General features: G+C 67.7%; 18 protein-coding genes. 2 read left to right on the top strand and 16 right to left on the bottom strand.

Going from position 1 to position 18,168, the window contains the following annotated elements; translation table 11 throughout:
• Positions 1–9: 9 nt before the first annotated feature.
• Genes O6W96_RS09505 through O6W96_RS09470 form a run of 8 tightly spaced genes read right to left on the bottom strand, consistent with a single transcriptional unit; the run spans position 10 to position 8,940 of the window.
• A complete protein-coding gene (locus tag O6W96_RS09505; protein WP_353469288.1) occupies positions 10–2,064 on the bottom strand; it encodes a flagellar hook-length control protein FliK in 2,055 nt (684 codons plus the stop codon).
• Positions 2,065–2,097: 33 nt separating this feature from the next.
• Positions 2,098–2,517 (bottom strand): hypothetical protein, encoded by a 420-nt coding sequence (locus tag O6W96_RS09500; protein WP_353469287.1) that lies wholly within the window; start codon positions 2,515–2,517, stop codon positions 2,098–2,100.
• A 1-nt stretch (position 2,518) separates the two neighbouring features.
• A complete protein-coding gene (locus O6W96_RS09495) occupies positions 2,519–3,844 on the bottom strand; it encodes a FliI/YscN family ATPase (protein ID WP_353469286.1) in 1,326 nt (441 codons plus the stop codon).
• Positions 3,838–4,587 carry a FliH/SctL family protein gene (locus O6W96_RS09490; RefSeq protein WP_353469285.1) on the bottom strand — a complete coding sequence of 250 codons (750 nt, stop codon included), beginning with the start codon at positions 4,585–4,587 and terminating at the stop codon, positions 3,838–3,840. The genes O6W96_RS09495 and O6W96_RS09490 overlap by 7 nt, the downstream gene beginning before the upstream one ends.
• The gene (gene fliG, locus O6W96_RS09485; protein ID WP_435372201.1) at positions 4,580–5,590 is read right to left on the bottom strand and encodes a flagellar motor switch protein FliG; all 1,011 of its coding nucleotides are present in this window, start codon (positions 5,588–5,590) and stop codon (positions 4,580–4,582) included. The genes O6W96_RS09490 and fliG overlap by 8 nt, the downstream gene beginning before the upstream one ends.
• Positions 5,587–7,266: a flagellar basal-body MS-ring/collar protein FliF gene (fliF, locus tag O6W96_RS09480; RefSeq protein WP_353469284.1), complete on the bottom strand. Its 1,680-nt coding sequence runs from the start codon at positions 7,264–7,266 to the stop codon at positions 5,587–5,589. Before fliF ends, fliG begins: the two co-directional genes overlap by 4 nt.
• Position 7,267: 1 nt before the next feature.
• Positions 7,268–7,630, bottom strand: coding sequence for a flagellar hook-basal body complex protein FliE (gene fliE / locus O6W96_RS09475; RefSeq protein WP_120299622.1), 363 nt, complete (start codon positions 7,628–7,630; stop codon positions 7,268–7,270).
• Positions 7,627–8,940 carry a sigma-54 interaction domain-containing protein gene (locus O6W96_RS09470; RefSeq protein ID WP_353469283.1) on the bottom strand — a complete coding sequence of 438 codons (1,314 nt, stop codon included), beginning with the start codon at positions 8,938–8,940 and terminating at the stop codon, positions 7,627–7,629. The genes fliE and O6W96_RS09470 overlap by 4 nt, the downstream gene beginning before the upstream one ends.
• Positions 8,941–9,228: 288 nt before the next feature.
• Between O6W96_RS09470 and O6W96_RS09465 the strand changes: the two genes are divergently transcribed.
• Both O6W96_RS09465 and O6W96_RS09460 read left to right on the top strand, forming a co-directional pair.
• Positions 9,229–10,353: a flagellin gene (locus tag O6W96_RS09465; protein ID WP_353469282.1), complete on the top strand. Its 1,125-nt coding sequence runs from the start codon at positions 9,229–9,231 to the stop codon at positions 10,351–10,353.
• 260 nt (positions 10,354–10,613) lie between these two features.
• Positions 10,614–11,354, top strand: a complete 741-nt coding sequence (locus tag O6W96_RS09460; protein ID WP_353469281.1) for an SDR family NAD(P)-dependent oxidoreductase — start codon at positions 10,614–10,616, stop codon at positions 11,352–11,354.
• Between the two features lie 26 nt (positions 11,355–11,380).
• Here the strand turns inward: O6W96_RS09460 and O6W96_RS09455 are convergent, their stop codons facing one another.
• The 8 genes from O6W96_RS09455 to O6W96_RS09420 all read right to left on the bottom strand — a co-directional run bounded on the left by O6W96_RS09455 (position 11,381) and on the right by O6W96_RS09420 (position 17,615).
• Positions 11,381–12,130 (bottom strand): FliA/WhiG family RNA polymerase sigma factor, encoded by a 750-nt coding sequence (locus tag O6W96_RS09455; protein ID WP_353469280.1) that lies wholly within the window; start codon positions 12,128–12,130, stop codon positions 11,381–11,383.
• Positions 12,127–14,187 (bottom strand): flagellar biosynthesis protein FlhA, encoded by a 2,061-nt coding sequence (gene flhA, locus O6W96_RS09450; RefSeq protein ID WP_121885746.1) that lies wholly within the window; start codon positions 14,185–14,187, stop codon positions 12,127–12,129. The genes O6W96_RS09455 and flhA overlap by 4 nt, the downstream gene beginning before the upstream one ends.
• 3 nt (positions 14,188–14,190) lie before the next feature.
• Complete coding sequence (locus tag O6W96_RS09445; RefSeq protein WP_353469279.1) at positions 14,191–15,036, bottom strand: lytic transglycosylase domain-containing protein; 846 nt, start codon at positions 15,034–15,036, stop codon at positions 14,191–14,193.
• Positions 15,037–15,221: 185 nt separating this feature from the next.
• Entirely contained in the window at positions 15,222–15,539 is a 318-nt protein-coding gene (locus tag O6W96_RS09440; protein ID WP_055881695.1) for a hypothetical protein, read from the bottom strand.
• Positions 15,526–15,843 (bottom strand): flagellar biosynthesis anti-sigma factor FlgM, encoded by a 318-nt coding sequence (gene flgM, locus O6W96_RS09435; RefSeq protein WP_056485095.1) that lies wholly within the window; start codon positions 15,841–15,843, stop codon positions 15,526–15,528. The genes O6W96_RS09440 and flgM overlap by 14 nt, the downstream gene beginning before the upstream one ends.
• Positions 15,844–15,928: 85 nt before the next feature.
• On the bottom strand, positions 15,929–16,423 hold the full coding sequence (locus tag O6W96_RS09430) for a flagella basal body P-ring formation protein FlgA (protein ID WP_056485093.1): 495 nt from the start codon (positions 16,421–16,423) through the stop codon (positions 15,929–15,931).
• Positions 16,420–16,956, bottom strand: a complete 537-nt coding sequence (locus O6W96_RS09425; protein ID WP_353469278.1) for a hypothetical protein — start codon at positions 16,954–16,956, stop codon at positions 16,420–16,422. The genes O6W96_RS09430 and O6W96_RS09425 overlap by 4 nt, the downstream gene beginning before the upstream one ends.
• A complete protein-coding gene (locus tag O6W96_RS09420) occupies positions 16,953–17,615 on the bottom strand; it encodes a motility protein A (protein WP_353469277.1) in 663 nt (220 codons plus the stop codon). The genes O6W96_RS09425 and O6W96_RS09420 overlap by 4 nt, the downstream gene beginning before the upstream one ends.
• Positions 17,616–18,168 lie beyond the last annotated feature (553 nt).

Genomic DNA, 18,168 nt, shown 5'->3' with positions numbered 1-18,168 from the left:
TCCTTCGGGTCAAGCGATTCGGGTGTCTTCGGGTACGTCGGCGGCGACCGTGGTGGTCGCGGTCGTCGGGCGATTCGGGATGTGCGGCGAGGTCGGTGCGCGCTGCTGACCATTGCTGGCGTTGCTGTCGCCGGGCGCGCCTTGGCCAAGCTTCAGCCCGCGTGCCTCGGCCAGTTCGGCGAGCCGCGGCTGCGCGTCGGCCAGCAGCGTCCGCGTCGCAGCCTGTTCGGCGTTGAAATGAACGTGCACGGTGTCGCCGACGGATTTGACCGACACGTCGATCGCGCCGAGCGCATCGGGGATCAGCCGGATCCGTGTGTCGCCCGCATCGGCGGCATCGCGGATCATCTCGATCCGCTCGATCATCGCATGCGGCCAGCGATCCTGACGCATGTCGAGCGGCGCCTGTTGCGCAGTCGCGATCGCAATCGACGGCGCCGGGGCGACCGTAGCCGATAGTACAGCCGTATCGAGCGCGCCCGTCTTCTCGGCATCGCGCGTCTTGGTCGCCGCCTGGATCGCTGCGCCGAACACTTGCGCCGCGGACGCGACCATGCCCGGCTGCGGCTGGACCGCCTCGGGCTGCGCCATCGCAAGCGCGACGGGCGTGGTCGTGCCGGTCGCAGTCCAGCGCGGCGTGCCGGTTGCCGGGGTGTCGGCCGGCGTCGCCATGGCCTCCGTCGCGCCGGTGACCGCGGGCAGCGCATTGCCCTGCGCACCGGATGGCGGCACCAGTCCGACGGACGCGAGCGGCGCAATACTCGCTGCCGATGGCGGCTGTAGCGGTGCAAGCACGCCGGGCGGCGTAGCATCGGTCCCGGTCGCGAGCGGCAGCATCTCCGCAGCGACGGCGAGCACCGCCGAACGCGATGAAAGGCGGGGTGTGGACGCGAGCGCCGTCGGCTGCGTCGAAGGCACGGTGAAGGGCAACGACGGCATGCGTGCAGCCGATGCGGGCGAACCGGCGTCGAGCTGGAAAGGCGCGCGATCACCCGGCTCCAACCGAAGCGGCAATGTCGCGGTTCGCACCGGCGTCGCGGCGGCGTCGCCCGCGCGCACCATCGGTGTCAGGCCGTTACGGAGATCCGCGGGGGCCAGGGGGGCGCCGCTCGATGCGCGCTGGATCAAGTCCGACTGGTCCGGCAAGACCAGGACACGCTCCGAAACAACCCGGTCGGTCGTGCGCGGCGCGGGTGCCGATTGGACGCTGTCGGACGCGATCGTTCCGTTATCCGCAGTAGATGGCGGGGCTGCCGAGGTGGATGACGCGCGCGTCCCGGCCGTCGACGTCGCGAGCGCGGCACCGGCCTGCAAGGTCGGCTGGACCGGTGATGCGGGCAGGGCCGCGCGCTTGTCCCGCGGACCGCTCGGTGCGTAGGTCGGCACAGGGTCGGCGCTGACACCCTCCAGCAGCACACCAGTGGCGGCTACGTTGTCGAGACTCCCGGTATCCAACGCGGGGGTCGCGGTCTGCACCTGTAGCGCTGGGGACAAGGTCGCCGCCGCCACGATATCCTGCGAAGCGCCGATATCGGGGGGCGTGTCTGGCGCCCGCGCACTCGGATCGTCGTCATCCCCTGTCTCGACCTGCTGGTCCGGGCCGGCAGGCGAGCGAGATGGGCGCGGGGCATGGGGCTGCCGGACCATCGACGCGGCCGGCGTCGCGACCGGACGTGCCGTGGCCATCGCTGGCATCGTTACGGCAAGGATGGCCTCGGCTGGGACCTCCGGTGATGTCGCGGGCTTCGCTTCGGACGGCTGCGCCACGAGTCCCGACGACCACGCGACCGCGGTCGCACCGGCAACGAGCGGGGTCGGCAAGCCCTTGCCGGTCGCGGCCCAGTCCTGCCGGACTTCGCTCAGCGCGGGAGCCTGTAGCAGCGCATCCGCGAGCGTATCGAGCGTGGGGGACGACGGGGGTGTGCCTGGAGGCGCGCCGGGCGGGGTTTCCTCGCTTGCCTTCGCGAACGAGCCCGCGAAGTCGCCCGCCTGCGCGCTGCCCGATGGCTGCATCATGCAGCGCGGCGTCGTCATCACGGTAGCAAGGGTCGCGGTAAGGGTCATGCGGTTACTCGAGTTCGGGCGTCTGGCCACTACTCAGCAAGGATCGTGCCGAACCTTTCGGAACACTGGTGATTCCTCCATCGCGCGGATCGCCTTGAGCACCGCATCGGCGTCTGCGCGCGCGAGAAGCTTCTCGACAGCGCTTTGGTCGCGCTTGGCGGCGCGCGTCGCTTCGGCGGCGCGTTCGACATGGTGCTCGGCGGCGCGGACTCGTTCGACCGCGGCGGTGGCGGACTGGTGCAGCCGCTCGCGGTAATGTGCCGACGCGCCCAGTGAAACGGCGGCGCGCGTCTCGTGGACCGGCGCGACCGCTTCGGCGAGCAACGCGATACGGCCCGACAACGTCTGTTCGCTGGCGAACTTGTCGTGCGCGCGCGCTTCGTCTGCGCGGGTCAGGCCGAGCTGGAGTGTGCGGACGCGGTGGATACGCGCGAGGGTCTTGCCACGCGTCATCTCAGCCGCCGAACACGCCGGTCAGCTCGGCGACCGCGTCGTTCAGCGAAACGTTCTCGTCGGCGTCCTGGCGGATATATTCCATGACTGCCGGGTGGCAGGCGATCGCCGCGTCGATCGCGGGATCGGCGCCGTGGCGATACGCACCCATCAGGACGAGATCGCGGTTTTCCTCGTAGGTGGCGAGGTGGCGGCGGAGCGTTCGTGCCGCCTTGGCGTGCGGGGCGTCGACGATATCGGTCATGACGCGGCTGACCGAGGGGCCGATGTCGATCGCCGGATACACGCCGCGTTCGGCGAGGTGCCGATTGAGGACGATGTGGCCGTCGAGGATCGAGCGCGCCGAATCGACCACCGGATCGTTGCCGTCGTCGCCGTCCGCCAGCACCGTGTAGATCGCGGTGATCGAGCCGCCGGTGTGAACATCGACACCCGCGCGCTCGATCAGGTTCGGCAGCATCGCGATGGCGGAGGGCGGATAGCCGCGCGCCGATGCGGGCTCACCGAGCGCGAGACCGATCTCACGACCGGCATGCGCGACGCGGGTCAGCGAATCCATGATGAGCAGGACCTTCTTACCCTCGTCGCGGAAGGATTCGGCGATCGCGTGCGCCCGCAGCGCGCCGCGGATGCGGAGGACGGGTGAATGGTTGGCGGGGACGGCGACGACCACCGACCGCTTGCGCGCTTCCCCAGCAACCTTGGTCTCGAGAAAGTCGGCGACTTCGCGGCTACGCTCGCCGATCAGGCCGATCACGATCACGTCGGCCTGGGCGGCGCGGACGATCATGCCGAGCAGCACCGACTTGCCGACGCCCGAGCCCGCCATGATGCCGACGCGCTGGCCCTGGCCGATCGTCAGCAGGCCGTTGATCGCGCGCACGCCGACGTCGAGCGGTTCGAGCACGCGGCCACGATCGAGCGGCGACTGAAGTTTCCCCGCAAGCGGCCAGCGCCCGGCGCCGCGGATCGGGCCGAGACCGTCGATCGGCTTGCCGGCGCCATCGACGACGCGACCGAGCATGGCCGCCCCGACTTCGGCTTCCCCCGGCGCGCCGATCGGCTTGACCGGTGCGCGCGGGAGGAGGGCGGCGGCGCCGCCGAGGTTCATCATCAACGTGCGGCCGTTGCGGAAACCGATGACTTCCGCCTCGACGCTCGCCCCACCTTCGCCCACCTGGCAGACGGTACCGACGGGCAGCGTGAGGCCGACCGCTTCCATGAGGAGCCCATCGAACGAGGCGAGGCGGCCCGAGACCTTTGGCTTGGCGACGAAATCGGCGTTGGAGAGCGTTTCGAGATAGTCGGCGGTAAAGCGGTTCAGCATTTGGGCACCGGCACGCGGTCGATCGCCTGCGCGAGTTGATCGAGCCAAAGTTCGGGGCCATCCTCGACGATCGTCGATGCGCTTTCGAGCACGAAGCTGCCGCGCGCGACGCCCGGATCGCCCGCTGCGAAGATCGTTTTGGGCAGGCGGCCTTCGAGCAGCGATACATCGTCCGGATGAACGCGGAGCAGAGCAGACTCGGCGGAATCGGACAGAAGCTCGGCGGCGGTCTCGATCCGGCCCGCCAGCACGTCGGGCGCGATGCCGACTTCGCCGACCAGCTTCGAGACGAGGAACAACACCGTCTGGCGAAGCTGGGCTGCGACGCGTTCACGATCGATTCGATCGCCGCCGATCGCCGCCGCAAGGTCGCCGAGCATCGCGCCGTTACGTGCGGCGGTCTCCTGCGTGGCCGCGGCCGCAGCGGCGAGCCCCTCCGCGTACCCGGCGGCATGCGCGTCGGCGAGCGGATCGATGAACGAGGACTCGCTCACCGGATCGAGCGGATCCCAGCCGGCGGTCGGGTTCACGTCCTTGTCGGCCGGGCTGAAATGCTTCGGCGCACTCGGCTCGGCTACGGACTGCGAGGTGAACGGCGAACCGAAATTGTTCGCCGGTCGCGCCGTCACACGCTCGCGAATATCCGCGGCGGCGAACCCCGAGGGTGGCGCGAACGCGCTCGCCAGAATGTTGGCCGTCGTCGTGTGGCGAGACGCGAAACCCGCGGTGAACCCGTTAGACATAATCGTCCTCGCCCCCGCCCATCTGGATCGTGCCGTCCTTCGCGAGGCCGCGCGCGATCGCGATCATCGCCTTCTGCGCTTCGAGCACCTCGGCGAGCTTCATCGGCCCGCGCGCTTCCATTTCGTCGCGGATGCCATCGGCGGCGCGCGCCGACATGCAGCCGAGGAAGCGGTTGCGGATCGTCTCGTCGACGCCCTTGAGCGACTTGGTCAGGATCTCGCTGTCGACGTTGCGGATCAGCGTCCCCAGGTTCTTGTCGTCGAGTTCAAGCAGGTTGTCGAAGACGAACATCGCCTCCTCGATCGCCTTGGCGACGTCGCGGTCGATCTTGAACAGCTTCGGCATCACCCGCTGCTCGGTAGCCTTGCGCGCACCCGACAGGATCTTGGCCGCCTCGCGCGTGCCGCCAAGCGTCACGCCGGCACCGGCCGACGACGTGCTGGTGCGGTTGGCGAGCAACGTGCGCAGCGTATCGACCGCCTCGGGCGTGATCGGCCCAAGCCGCGCGATGCGGTGGAGGATATCGGGCTGGACCGCGTCGGGCAGCAGTTCGAGCACCTGGCCGCCGATCGACGCATCCAGATTGGCGATAAGCACCGCGGCGATCTGCGGGTGCTCCTTCTCGATCATCGCCGCGATCTCCGGCGCGTCGAGCCAGTCGAGCAACTCGAGTTCGCATGCGGCCTCGGCCGGCGTGATCCGCGCAAGCACGCTCTCGGCCTTTTCGCGACCGAGCGCGCGGTTCATCACCGCCTCGATCTTGGGCCGCGGGTCGAAACCGATCGCGGTCCGCTCACGTGCGCGGTCGACGAAATCGTCGAGCACGTCCTCGACTTCCTGCTCCGATACATCGGCGACCTTGAACATCGCCGCGCCGAGCTGGCGAACTTCCTCCGGCTCCAGCTTCTGGAGGATGGCCGCGGCCTCCTCCTCGCCGACGAGCATCATCAGCACTGCGGCGCGTTCGACGCCGGTGTAGGTTCGGATGGCGACGTCGCTCACTTCGCGTCCGCCTTGATCATGTCGCGCACGGCGAGCGCGGCGCGCGTCGGATTGTCGCGCGTAAAGCCGCGGACCGCGCCGATCCGGTCGTCATAGCCACGCGTGTTCTCGAGCTGGTCGAGGCTGACGGGGGCGGTGACACCGATCCCGGCGGGCGCACCTTCGCCGTCGAGCTCGCCGATCGGCTGGCCGAAGGCGGGACGCGTGGTCGCGTCCTCGCGCTTCTTCATCAGCGCCTTGGCGATCGGGCGGACACCGAGCAGCAGCACCAGCAGCGCGATGACGATCGCGGTGCCGTTGCGCGCGAGCACCGGCAGCCACGCATTGTCGTACCAGGCCGGGCCGCTCGTCGCGGTCGCATCGGCGCCGGCGAACTTGCGGCTGATCACCGTCACGTTGTCGTTGCGCGCCTGGTCGAAGCCGACCGCGCTCTTCACGAGATCGCTGATCTGGTTGATCTCCATCGCGGTGCGGCGGCCCTTGTCGGGATCGCGCAGGAGCACGGCGACCGAGAGACGCTTGACCCCGCCCGGCGTGGCGCGCGTCACCGACACTTCGCGGCCAAGATCATAGGCGCGCTGATACTGGTCGGACTGTTTCATGGCATCCGGCGCGGGACCACCGGCGACCGGCTGCGCGGCACCCGGATTGCCCGTTGCGGCCTGTGGTGCCGACAAGGTGCTCGCGGCGGGCGGCGTGTTGCTCAGCGCACCCGGAATACCGCCCGGAGCAGCGCCCGCGCCGTCCTTCTGGTTGCCGGTCCAGTTGCCCGTCTCGGCGCGCAGCACGCCCTGCTTTTCATAGCTTTCGCGCGTCGCCTGACTCTCGTCGAGATTGACGTCGGCCTGCACCTCTGCGGTGAAATTGCCTGCGCCGACCAGCGGCGTCAGCAGCGCGATCAGCTGCGTGCGATACTTGTCCTCGACGCGACGCTGGATATCGATCCTCGCGTCGCTGGCCGCACCCGCGCCATCCTTGCCGCCGGCCTTGGTGAGCAGCGCGCCCATCTGGTCGACGATCGTCACCGCCTCGGGCTTCATCCCCGGCACCGACGAGGCGACGAGGTTGATGATCGAGCTGACCTGCGCGTCGCTCAGCGAACGGCCGCCCTGCAACTTCAGGATGACCGAGGCCGAGGGCGAGGCGTTGTCGCGGACGAACACGGAGGCTTCGGGCATCGCGAGATGCACGCGCGCCTCGGCGACCGCGTCGATCTCCTCGATCGACTTCGCCATCTCGGACTCGCGGGCCTGGCGGAGGCGTTCGCCTTCGACCGCGCGCGAGACGCCCATCGGCAACTGGTCGAGGATCGCGTACCCGCCGGGCGCCGCCTTGGGCAGGCCCTGGCCCGCGAGCAGCATCTTCGCGCGGCTGTAATCCTCCTCGCCGACGGTCAGCGCGCCGGTGCCCTCGTCGATATGGCTCTTGATGTTGGCGGTGGTCAGCGCGGAGGTGACTGCGGCCTTGTCGGCATCGGGCAGGCCGCTGAACAGCGTCTTCTGCGTCGGCGTCGACAGGCTCATCCACGCAAGCGCGGCGGCGGCGATCAGACCAACCATCAGCGCCATCGGCAGCGAGCGGCGCACGGCCGGCTGCGCGAACGCGCCCTTGATCTGCTGGAGGGGATTGGCGAACCGTTCGGTCGCGCCGGAGGTGGGGATGAGTGCGGTGCTCATATCAGACCGGCATGCTCATGATATCCTTGTAGGCGGACAGCAGCTTGTTGCGGACCTGCAACGTCGCCTCGAAACCGACCGACGCCTGCTGGCGGGCGAGCATCACTTTCGCGATGTCGACCGTCTCGCCGCGCTCATAGCTTTCGCTGAGCTTGGCGGCCTGGGTCTGGCCGTCGTTGACGCTCTTCAGCGCGGTTTCCATCGAATCGGCGAAGCTCGTGGGCTTGACCGTCTCGGTCGGCGCGACGTTCCCGGCGGCCCCAGCGCGCGAGAGCGCCTGGTTGCGTTCGAGGATCTGCGAGCGCAGCGCCATGACGCGGTCGACGCTCATCGCGCCGCCGCCGATTCCTGAGACGCCGCTCATGCCGAGGCTGCCCAATTCTGTGCGCTGCCGATGTCGTCACCCTGCTCGCGCGCCTTGGCGAGGCGATAGCGCAGCGTGCGTTCGGAGATGCCGAGCCGCTTGGCGGTCTCGATCCGGCTGCCGTTGCACGCCTTGAGCGTCTCGCGGATGGCCGCGAATTCGCTCATCTGGACGATGTTGCCCAAGGTTCCGGGGGGCGTCTCTGCCTCCGCAGGCGTTGCGTTGGGCGTGATCGGCGTCACCGAAGCCGTGCGCTGAAACGTCATCGTCACCGGACGGTCGAACACGATGTGGTCCGCCTCGATCGTATCGCCACCGCAGAACAGCAGCGCGCGCTGGATCACGTTCTCCAGCTCGCGGACGTTGCCCGGCCAATCGTGCAGCATCAGCTGTTCGATCGCCGCATGGCTCGGCCAGGGAATGACGTTGCGGTTGCCGGCATGACGCAGGATCAGCGTCGCGGCGAGCGCGGGAATGTCCTGCGGGCGCTCGGCCAGCGACTTGGTCGCCAGCGGGAACACGGCGAGGCGGTAATAGAGATCGGCGCGGAACCGGCCGGCGGCGACTTCGGCATGGAGATCGCGGTTGGCGCAGGCGATGACGCGGACGTCGATCGGCTGCGGCACCGACGCGCCGAGCGGCACGACCTCGCGCTCCTGCAACACGCGGAGCAACTTGGCCTGCAACTGGAGCGGCATCTCGGCGATCTCGTCCAGCAGGATCGTGCCGCCATTGGCTGCGCGGAAGAACCCGTCGCCGCCGCTCGACGCGCCGGTGAATGCGCCCTTCTGGTGACCGAACAGCAGCGCCTCGAGCATCGATTCGGGGAGCGCGGCGCAGTTGATCGCGATGAACGGCTTGTCTTTGCGCGCCGAACCGTTGTGGATGGCGCGGGCGAGCACTTCCTTGCCGGTGCCGGTCGGGCCGTTGATCAGCACGGTGATGTCGGCGGCGGCAACGCGCTCCGCGAGGGCGAGCAGCGCGAGGGATTCGGGGTCGGCGGCGGTCGGCATTTCCGGCCCGCCGATCAGCGCGCGCGCAAAGCCGTTGCCGACTGCGGTGTCCTCTGCGGCAAAGCTGATCCGCGCCGGCGAACCACTGCGTGACGGGGTCACTTCACGACCTTCGCACCCAATCACGACGGTGCGGGCAGGGGCGGTGATGCCCTCGCCGTCCGCGACCAGCAGCAGGTCGGTCGGTCCCGGCTGCGCGGTCTCGAACGAGCCAACGCCGAACCCCTGCGCACGCAGCGACGAGACGAGCGCGTATTTCCGCGAAGTGACGGCAGCTGATGGAAAAATTGAACGCATGAAAAGGGCCCCCTGAACGAATCGGGGAATGCACCACTATTGGTAAATTCGTGGTTAAACGCTGCCGGCACCGGCAGATTATTTCCGGGCGCGTCCACGCGGGCACACGTGGACATATACCGGGCACGTTCGCGCGCGCGGAAGCGCTCGCCTTTGCGTGCCAGCCCGCGCGCGAGACCGAATTTTTTCCCTAAATCTCCGCGGCGGGCGGCCGTTACTCATCTCGACGGCACGGGACTTCGCCAAGGGGGCGGCGCGGATCGTCTGACACTTTACGGAGATTTCGACATGACTGTCATCGGTACCAACATCTCAGCTCTTCGCTCCGCCAATGCCTCGGCGGGTGCTTCGATGGCGCTGTCGACAGCGATGGAGCGCCTTTCGACTGGTAAGCGCATCAATTCAGCAAAGGACGACGCTGCGGGGATGGCAATCGCGACCTCGATGGCGTCGCAGGTTCGTGGCATGAACCAAGGCATCCGCAACGCCAATGACGGCATCGCGCTGGCGCAGACTGCGGATGGCTCGCTCGGCGAAGTTACTAACATGTTGCAGCGTGTCCGCGAACTGACCGTGCAGGCCAAAAGCGGAACGTATGGTAGCGATGATCGTGCAAATATTCAGACTGAAATCACGGCGTTGACCGGCCAGATCAACGACGTTCTCGACAAGACTGAGTTCAACGGCGTCAAGCTGTTCGACAAGACCGGTGTAGCCGCGAATAGCAAAAGCCTGACGATCCAGGTCGGCGCAAACGCTGGCGATACCGTTGCGCTCAAGATCGACTCGATTGACGGTAGCAAACTAAACAGCACGGGACTTAATGTTACGGGCACCGTCGCAACGACGAACGCACTGTCCACCGCGAAAGCCGGACAGGTGACGGCGCAGACGACGAATGATGCAAATGTCCAGACGCTTAACGATAAGCAAACCGCGCTCGCCATCGCAAAGGCAAAGGGTCAGACCGATACGTCAGCAGAGCAAACTGCGGTCGACAACGCAGGGTTGGCGATAAACGGCGATCCGGCAAGTAACGATGCTGCAATTAAGGCTGGTTCGCAAGCTCTGCTCGCTGCAGCCAATCTCACGGTAAGCGCTGCGCAGACTGCCGCCGATACCTCCGCGACGAACGCCGGAGCAACCACTCTCACCAATGTCGATAATCTTCTCGATAAGGTAAACTCGGTACGCGCTGGGCTGGGTGCAACTCAGAACCGTATCCAATCGGTGGTCAATAACCTGACGACCAACGTGACCAACCTGTCGGACGCCAAGAGCCGTATCGAAGACACCGACTTCTCGGCGGAAACGACGGCACTCGCCAAGGCGCAGATCCTGAGCCAGGCATCGACCGCGATGCTCAGCCAGGCGAACCAGAGCCAGCAGAGCGTCCTGAAGCTGCTTCAGTAATCCGGACCGGCACCGGCACCGCCCCCCCAAGGGTGTCGGTGCCGATCGGACCCGCCTTGCTTCCCAGAAGCGGGGGGCGGAGAAAACCCCGGTGGCGAAAGCTGCCGGGGTTTTTACGTGTTTGTGGTCGATCGCCGGAACGCGCTATCATGGGCGGATACGGCGTGGTCGGTGGGTATGCAGGGCGGGGGCTGGCGATCCGCCGACGCTCGCGACTGCAGATACGGCACCGCGACACACGCCGATAAGGGGGACGCTTCATGACGGCATTGCTCGGCAAGATCGCGCTGGTGATCGGCGGCACGCGCGGCATCGGCGCTGCGATCACGCGCCGGCTGGCGGCCGATGGCGCATCGCTGGCGGTGATCTATCGATCGCGTGCGGACGATGCGCGACAGTTCGTTCGCGGGATCGAGGACGGTGGACGCGCGGTCCTCGCAGTTCAGGCCGATGTGAGCGACGCCGCCGCGTTGCGCGCTGCGATCGACACGGTGATCGCCCACTTCGGCACGGTGGATATCCTGGTGAACGTCGCCGGCATGTCGGAAAACGGCAGTCTCGCAAGCTATGCCGACGACGCGTTCGACCGGGTGTTCGCGGTCAACGTCCGTGCGCCGTTCATTGCCGCGCAGCGGGTGGCGGCGGCAATGACCACCGGCGGACGCATCATAACGATCGGCAGCATCGTCGCCGATCGCGCGCCCGGCGCGGGCGCGACGCTCTATGCCGCTAGCAAATCCGCGCTCGCGGGAATGACCCGGGGTCTCGCACGCGATCTCGGACCACGCGGTATCACCGCGAACCTGGTGCAGCCGGGACCGGTCGACACGGAACGCAACCCTGCCGACGGTCCCAATGCGGAGGCGAACAGGGCGCCGCTGGCCATCCGCCGGCACGGCACGCCCGACGAGGTGGCCGGGCTGGTCGCCTATCTCGCGTCGGACGAAGCGGGGTTCATCACCGGCGCGGCGTATAATATCGACGGCGGTTGGAGCGCTTGAAGGGGCAGCGTTGCCCGTCAGTCACTCTATACCGTGCGGGCGAGCGCCTTCTTCAGCTTCGCGTGGGCGGACGCCTTGATCTGGCACACGCGCGCCGAGCCGACGCCGAAGACTTCGCCGATCTCCTCGAGGTTGAGTTCCTCGACGTAATAGAGCTGGATCACCTGCGCTTCGCGTTCCGGCAAGGCGGTGATCGCGGCGATCAAGGCCTCGCGCATGTCGCTGTCCGCGAGCTGCTCGAACGCGTCGGGCGTGTCGTCGGCGAACCAGGGGAGGTCGTCGGCATACATCTCGTCGATCGAGTCGAAGCGGATCGCGTCGGCAGTGACGTAGTCGGTGCGGAGTTTCTCGATCGTCACGCCGATATGCTCTGCGATCATGTCTTCTCCGGGAGCCTTGCCCGTCCGGGCGGTTAGCGTCGAGATGGCGTCTGCGTACTGGCGGCGGCGACGCATCGCGCCGCGCGTCGACGTCGCCTGGCGGCGGAGTTCGTCGATCATGCTGCCGCGCAGGCGCGTGATCAGATAGGTCTTGAACGGCATGCCGCGCTCGTCGAAATTCGCGGCGGCTTCGACCAGTGCGACGAGCCCGACCTGGATCAAATCCTCGACCTCGACGCTGCTGCTCATGCTGCCGTGGACGTGCCAGGCTATCCGGCGGACGAGTGGGAGGTGCTGTTTGACGAGCTGGTCCGCGTCGCCGCCGGGGCGTTGGTGCGGGCGGTAGGTCAGCGGTTGGGCATCGGCGAAGGCGCCGCGCATCGGGAGGGCGCTCATGCTGCGAGCGCCTGTTGGGAAGCGCCGATGACGGCGACGACTTCGACCGCCTTCTCCTCGGGCACTTCGAAGAACGACATCACCGGCGTATCGGGCAGGCACGTCCGCACGAGCTTGCGGATGGCGATGCGGATGGTCGGCTGGACGACCAGCGCGAACGGTTTCGCCTCGGCGATCAGCGGTTCGGCGGCGCGTTGCAGCGCCTCGACGATGCGGCGGCCGAGATCGGGTTCGATGACGTGGCGGCGCGATTGATCGGCGCGCATCGCCTGGCCGAGCAGACCTTCCAATTGACCCTCCAACGTCATGACGCGCAGCGGTTCGCGTACGCCGCACAGTTTCTGGATGATGAGCGCGCCGAGCTCGGGACGGATCGTCTCGATGATCTCCTCGGCGTCCTGCGTGCGCTGCGCCGCGACCGCGATCGCGCCGGCGATGCGGCGGAATTCCTTGAGCGGCACGTTCTCCGCGAGCAGGCCTTTCAGCACCTGCGTCAGCGTCGTGATCGGCAGCGGCGCGAGGGCTGCGACCAGCTGCGCGGCGCGCTCCTTGAGGCCGTCGAGCAGCGCCTGCACCTCGTCCTGGCCGAGCAGCTCGGCCGCGTTCTGGCCAAGCAGGTGATTGAGATGCGTGGCCATCACCGTGCCGGGATCGACCACGAGATAGCCCGCACCGGTCGCGGCATCGGCATCGCCCGCATCGACCCAGGTCGCGTCGAGCCCGAAGGTCGGGTCCTTGACCTTCTTGCCGAACAGGTCGCCGAACGCTTGCCCCGTGTCGAGCGCGAGCATCTCGTCAGGCGACACGGTGTCCTCGCCGACGACGACGCCGTTGACGAGGATGCGGTAGACGTACGGCGCGAGGTTGATGTCGTCGCGGACGCGGACCTGCGGCACGACGAAGCCCAGTTCCTTCGACAGCTGGCGGCGGACACCGGTGATCCGCCCCATCAGCGGCGACCCGCGCCGCTCGTCGGCGAGCGGCACCAGGCCGTAGCCGATGTCGAGATTGACCTGCATGCCGTCGGTGACTTCCTCCCAGCCGATCTTCGACTGGTCGATCGTCTCGACGGGGACAACCACGACGGGGGCAGGGCGGCGCTCGATCTGGCGCAGCTTCCACGCGGCGAACCCGGCAATCGCCGCAGCCGGCAGGATGACCATGTGCGGCATGCCGGGCAGGATACCGAGCAGCGCGAGGATCACCGCGACCGGTGTCCAGGTGCGGGGCGACCCGAACTGGCCACCGATCTGGCCGGCGAGATCCTTGTCCGACGTGACGCGCGTGACGATCGAGGCGGCGGCGATCGAGAGCATCAGGCTCGGCAGCTGCGCGACCAGCGCGTCGCCAATCGCGAGCAGGATGTAATTGTGCGCCGCATCCGCGATCGTCATGCCGTGGCTGACGGGGCCGAGGATTAGGCCGCCGATGATGTTGGCGGCGAGGATCAGCATTGCCGCGACCGCATCGCCCTTCACGAACTTCGACGAGCCGTCCATCGAGCCGTAGAAATCGGCTTCGGTGGAGACTTCGACGCGGCGTGCTTTCGCTTCGTCGGGGGTGATGAGGCCGGCGTTGAGGTCGGCGTCGATCGCCATCTGCTTGCCGGGCAACGCGTCGAGCGTGAAGCGCGCGCTGACTTCGGAGACGCGGCCGGCGCCCTTGGTGACGACGATCATGTTGATGATCATCAGGATCGCGAAGACGAAGATGCCGACGACGTAATCGCCGCCGATCAGGAACGTGCCGAACGCCTCGATCACATGACCCGCCGCGCTCTCGCCCTCGTGGCCGTGGACCAGCACGATGCGGGTCGAGGCGACGTTGAGGCCGAGGCGGAAGAGGGTCGCGAACAGGAGGACGGTCGGGAAGGCGGAGAAATCGAGCGGCTTCTGCGCGTTGAGCGCGACCATCAGCACCGCGAGGCTGATCGCGATGTTCGCCACGAAGAAGATGTCGAGCATGAACGCCGGGATCGGCACGACCATGACGAGCACGAGCAGCAGGATCGCGAGCGGCAGGACGGACGCCCTCGCGTTGGAGAGAATGCGGTTCATGGCTTAGCCGCCCAACCGTGCGAGCATCATGTACGCGAGCCGCGCAGTATCCGGTGTCGGACGTAGGATGCTCGCGGCGGCCTGCGTCGTCTTGCCGGCGAACCTGCCCATCGCGGTGGTTGCCCAGGCGAGCGCGTCGTCCGCGCTTTCGTTGCTGCCGGTGATGACCGTGCTGCCGTTCATGTCGAGCGCCTGCGCAGCATAGTTGGCGGGTGTCGCGGTCGCGCTTGCCCCGGCGGCGGCACCGCCGAGCTTGTCGGCGAACCGGTCGTAGATCGCCGACAACGTGCGCGGCTGGTTATTCGAATCGTAGAAGACGTTGTGGTTCGCGCGTGCCGCGGCGGGGAATAGCGCGGCGCCGCTGGCTTGCGGGTTGGCCTGCATCGTCTTGAGGAACTTGGTCGCGCCGCCGAGACCCATGAAGTGCGCCATATACAGGTCGGTGCCCGAGGCCGGGCGGTTCAGCGTGCCTTCGAGCGACGCCTTGTTGTCCGACGCATATTCGGCGGCCATCAGCGACGCGGCATTGGGATCGTTGCGCAGTGCAAGGATCGCCGCTTTGGTGCCGGCATCGCCGACCGAGAGGCGGCCGCTCGACGACTGGCCGATGCTGTTCGCGGCCCACGCCATGCCGTGCTCTGCGCCATGCTTCTTGACGACGGAGAGCCAGCTCTGTTCGATAAACTGATAGAGGCCGGAGGCGCTCGACGTGCCGGCCTTGGCGTTGGCGTTGAGCCCGCTCTCGAGCTTCGCCTGGCCCAGCAGATAGTCGAAATCCACGCCCGTCTTGCTGCTCGCAAGCGCGATCGCGGACTGGATCCGGCCGGTAGTGATAGGATTGACGGTCATGCCCGTGTGCGGTGCCCCTGGTTCAGGGGATGCTCAGCAAGGGCCGTGCCAGTTTTGGTGTGCGCTGCTCATACTACCGTCATCCTGACGAAAGTCAGGATCCAGGATGGCGGAGGGCCGCCCGCCGTGGCTCTGGGTCCTGACTTTCGTCAGGATGACGGAGTGGGGAAGGGTAAGCGCGCTACTTACGCGTACGCGGCGCGCAGACCCGGCCGATACCCGGCAACGGCACCGTCGCCGGTCAGGGTTTGCAGGCGGCGGCGAACATTTGCCGCCATCAAGTTGGTGTAGATCCGGCAGGTTTCGTTGAGCCGGTTCGCCTCGTCGGCCAGCTCGCGGATCTCGGTGCCCGCAGGCCCGGTGCCCAGCAACGCGACCTGTTCGATCCCGGCGAGCTTGTCCGCGGTCGCGCGCTCCAGGCTGGCGACGTCGTTCGACTTCAACGCGGCGATCTCGGCGTGCAGCGCGTCGATCACGCGGATCAGGGCATCACGCCGTTTCATTGGAATTCCAGGCGAGACTGAGCGCCATCAGCCGGTCGGCGATGGTTGCGGGAAGGATGGGGAAGGTACCGCTGGCGATCGCCTTCTTGATCTCGGCGACGCGCGTCGCGTTGATCGGTGGCGACGATGCCATCGTCTTGGCGAGCGCGATCGATTCCGACAGGACGGTAGCCTGCTGCGCCGGCTGCTGTACCGGCGTCTGAACCGCATTTGTCTGAACGGGGGTTGCCGGCGTCGTGGCAGCAATGCGCGCGACGGAGCGATCTCCTGCTACTGACGGCTTTGCACCGATCGAGTCCACCATGTCCGCATCCTCTGGTTTGCGATGACATCAGGAGGAACGACCGCACGTAGAAAACCTTTAGTAAAATTAATCTGTTGCCTGAATTTTAGTTGGACCACCCGGGAAGGGTGGCGCGACCCGCGTCGACGGCGATCGCCTGGACCGGCGTGCGGGTGTCGTCGACCTTGACCATGAAGCGGCCGCCGGGGGCGGCGTCGCCCATCGCGACGCCTTCTCGGCTGATCGAGAACCCTTCGGTCCCCGCCTCGATCACGATCGGATCGCCGCGCTTGATGACTGGCGCGACCTTCACGGCTGGCGCGAACGAGGCGGCGACCGCGGCGGGCGCATTGGCCGGGCGGACCACCTGTACGAAGATCCGCCAAGCCGGTCCCGCGCAGGATACGACCACCGCGTCATGCTGTTCGGAGCGCCACGACAGCGACACCGTAGGGCAGGTCGCGAGCCGCAACCGCGCGTCGATCGGCGTGCGTGCGCCACCCTCGGCGCCCGTCGGCCGACCGGTGAACGCAGCGACCGAGCGATCGAGTGCGGCGGTATCCTGGAAGCTCGCGGCCATGAGCAGGAACGGGATTATCATTGAGCGGTCCTTTGAACGTTACCCCGTGGGGGTTCGCCGACAAAGGCGACGGAGACGATGGCGGCGCGGCGGCCGGGCTTGGTAGCGGTGACGATCGCGACGCGGGACGGCGCGACCGCGGCCAGCGCAGCGGCAACGGTGCGCGCGCGGTCGGCGGCGAGGATCGCGGCGCTGCCCGTCACGCGGTCGATATCGGCGGCCGTGCCGTCGGTGGAGCCGGTGACGGTAAGCATGACGCGAGGGTCGCGCGCCGCTTCCCGCGCCCAGGCGACGAGCGCGCCCGGCGTGGTCGGCAGGATCGCCGAGCCGGGCGCGAAATCGAGGATCCCGGCGGCGGCGACGGGCATCGGCGTCGGCTCGGTATCGTTGGCGCCGAAGCCTTCGCGGATACCCTTCGCCAAATCCTTGCCGCCGATATGCTGCGTGGCTTGCAGGAGCACGAGGAAGCCGACCAGCAACAGCGCGAGGTCGGCGAGCGTGATCAGCCAGAGCGGTTTGCCGTTCGGCGTATCGGGATACTCGCTCGCGTTCACGCGACGGTGGCCAGAACAGGCGCGATATAACCGCGCGGCGTCTCGCGTTCGGCAAGCGCTACGAGCGGCGCTTCGATACGCGCGCGCTCGAACGCCTCGTTGCGCCCCTGCGCGCGCAGGCGGTTGGCGATCGGCATGAACAGCAGGTTGGCGAACAGCGCGCCGTACAGCGTGGCGAGCAGCGCCACCGCCATCGCGCCACCGATCGCGCCGGGATCGCTCATCGTCGCGAACATCTGCGCGAGGCCGATCAGCGTGCCGACCATGCCCATTGCGGGGGCGACCTCGGCAGCTCCGGCCCAGACGTCGGCGGCGGCGACGTGGCGCTCTATACGGGCGCGACGGCGATGCTGGACCAACGTCGCGACGTCGGTCGCGGAACTGCCGTCGACGATCGCGGCGATGCCGGCGGCGACGTCATTGTCGGTGATAACCGAACGATCCAGCGCCATCACCCCGTGACGCTTGGCGATCCGCGATAGCGCGGTGATCTGGAGCAGCAGCGGATCGGCGTCGAACCGGCCGCGGCCAAGCGTCGTGATCGCAACCAGCGCACGGCCGAGGTCGCGGAAGGGCGTGCGAAGAACGACGGCGACAGCGGTGCCGCCACCGACGATGGCGAGCGCTGCGGGGTCGAGCAGTTGTGCGAGCGTGATCATGTGTGCGGGGTGATGCAAGGGACGGGCCAGATTGGCGGGCGTCATGGCGGACCCGTTTCGGCATCCACCGTTCCGCATACTCGGTGGCCTCGAGTGTGCAGAGCGGTGGACCCTGGAACAGGTCCGGGATGACGGGGTGGGTGGGGCGGGCGCCGTGGTCGTGTTCGCTTCCCATGAGCACCACCCCGGCGAAGGCCGGGGCCCAGTTGGGGGACGTCGCTAACTAGGCGCATCCATCGTTATTGCCACCTCTCCAACTGGGCCCCGGCCTTCGCCGGGGTGGTGGAAGTGGGTGAGCGACAGCGCCCGCTTCCTTGTTCTCCCACGAAGGCGGGAGCCTAGGCTGGGTCCCCACCTTCGCGGGGAAACATCGCCGCGCGGGGCAAGCGTTCGGTTTGCCGCTCCAACGCGGCAACCGGCAACCGCCTTGCCGCCCGCCCCTGCAACACCGGCAATCTCTTGCCGTTCGCCTTGCCGCCTACCTGCCGCCGCCCGGCAAACCGTCATCCCCCCCCCTGATCGCCAAAACTGGCACGGCCATTGCTTATGTCCG

Source organism: Sphingomonas faeni, from assembly GCF_040407495.1.
GTDB lineage: Bacteria > Pseudomonadota > Alphaproteobacteria > Sphingomonadales > Sphingomonadaceae > Sphingomonas > Sphingomonas faeni_D.
This window is presented reverse-complemented; position numbering and strand designations above follow the sequence as displayed.

What these genes read in the sequence shown, in the direction of transcription:
- O6W96_RS09470 (WP_353469283.1), bottom strand. Translation starts at nt 8,940, where the DNA reads ATGCGTTCAATTTTTCCATCAGCTGCCGTCACTTCGCGGAAATACGCG.
- O6W96_RS09500 (WP_353469287.1), bottom strand. Translation starts at nt 2,517, where the DNA reads ATGACGCGTGGCAAGACCCTCGCGCGTATCCACCGCGTCCGCACACTC.
- O6W96_RS09505 (WP_353469288.1), bottom strand. Translation starts at nt 2,064, where the DNA reads ATGACCCTTACCGCGACCCTTGCTACCGTGATGACGACGCCGCGCTGC.
- O6W96_RS09495 (WP_353469286.1), bottom strand. Translation starts at nt 3,844, where the DNA reads ATGCTGAACCGCTTTACCGCCGACTATCTCGAAACGCTCTCCAACGCC.
- flgM (WP_056485095.1), bottom strand. Translation starts at nt 15,843, where the DNA reads ATGGTGGACTCGATCGGTGCAAAGCCGTCAGTAGCAGGAGATCGCTCC.
- flhA (WP_121885746.1), bottom strand. Translation starts at nt 14,187, where the DNA reads ATGAACCGCATTCTCTCCAACGCGAGGGCGTCCGTCCTGCCGCTCGCG.
- O6W96_RS09430 (WP_056485093.1), bottom strand. Translation starts at nt 16,423, where the DNA reads ATGATAATCCCGTTCCTGCTCATGGCCGCGAGCTTCCAGGATACCGCC.
- fliF (WP_353469284.1), bottom strand. Translation starts at nt 7,266, where the DNA reads ATGAGCACCGCACTCATCCCCACCTCCGGCGCGACCGAACGGTTCGCC.
- O6W96_RS09420 (WP_353469277.1), bottom strand. Translation starts at nt 17,615, where the DNA reads ATGATCACGCTCGCACAACTGCTCGACCCCGCAGCGCTCGCCATCGTC.
- O6W96_RS09490 (WP_353469285.1), bottom strand. Translation starts at nt 4,587, where the DNA reads ATGTCTAACGGGTTCACCGCGGGTTTCGCGTCTCGCCACACGACGACG.
- O6W96_RS09460 (WP_353469281.1), top strand. Translation starts at nt 10,614, where the DNA reads ATGACGGCATTGCTCGGCAAGATCGCGCTGGTGATCGGCGGCACGCGC.
- O6W96_RS09440 (WP_055881695.1), bottom strand. Translation starts at nt 15,539, where the DNA reads ATGAAACGGCGTGATGCCCTGATCCGCGTGATCGACGCGCTGCACGCC.
- O6W96_RS09455 (WP_353469280.1), bottom strand. Translation starts at nt 12,130, where the DNA reads ATGAGCGCCCTCCCGATGCGCGGCGCCTTCGCCGATGCCCAACCGCTG.
- fliE (WP_120299622.1), bottom strand. Translation starts at nt 7,630, where the DNA reads ATGAGCGGCGTCTCAGGAATCGGCGGCGGCGCGATGAGCGTCGACCGC.
- O6W96_RS09445 (WP_353469279.1), bottom strand. Translation starts at nt 15,036, where the DNA reads ATGACCGTCAATCCTATCACTACCGGCCGGATCCAGTCCGCGATCGCG.
- O6W96_RS09465 (WP_353469282.1), top strand. Translation starts at nt 9,229, where the DNA reads ATGACTGTCATCGGTACCAACATCTCAGCTCTTCGCTCCGCCAATGCC.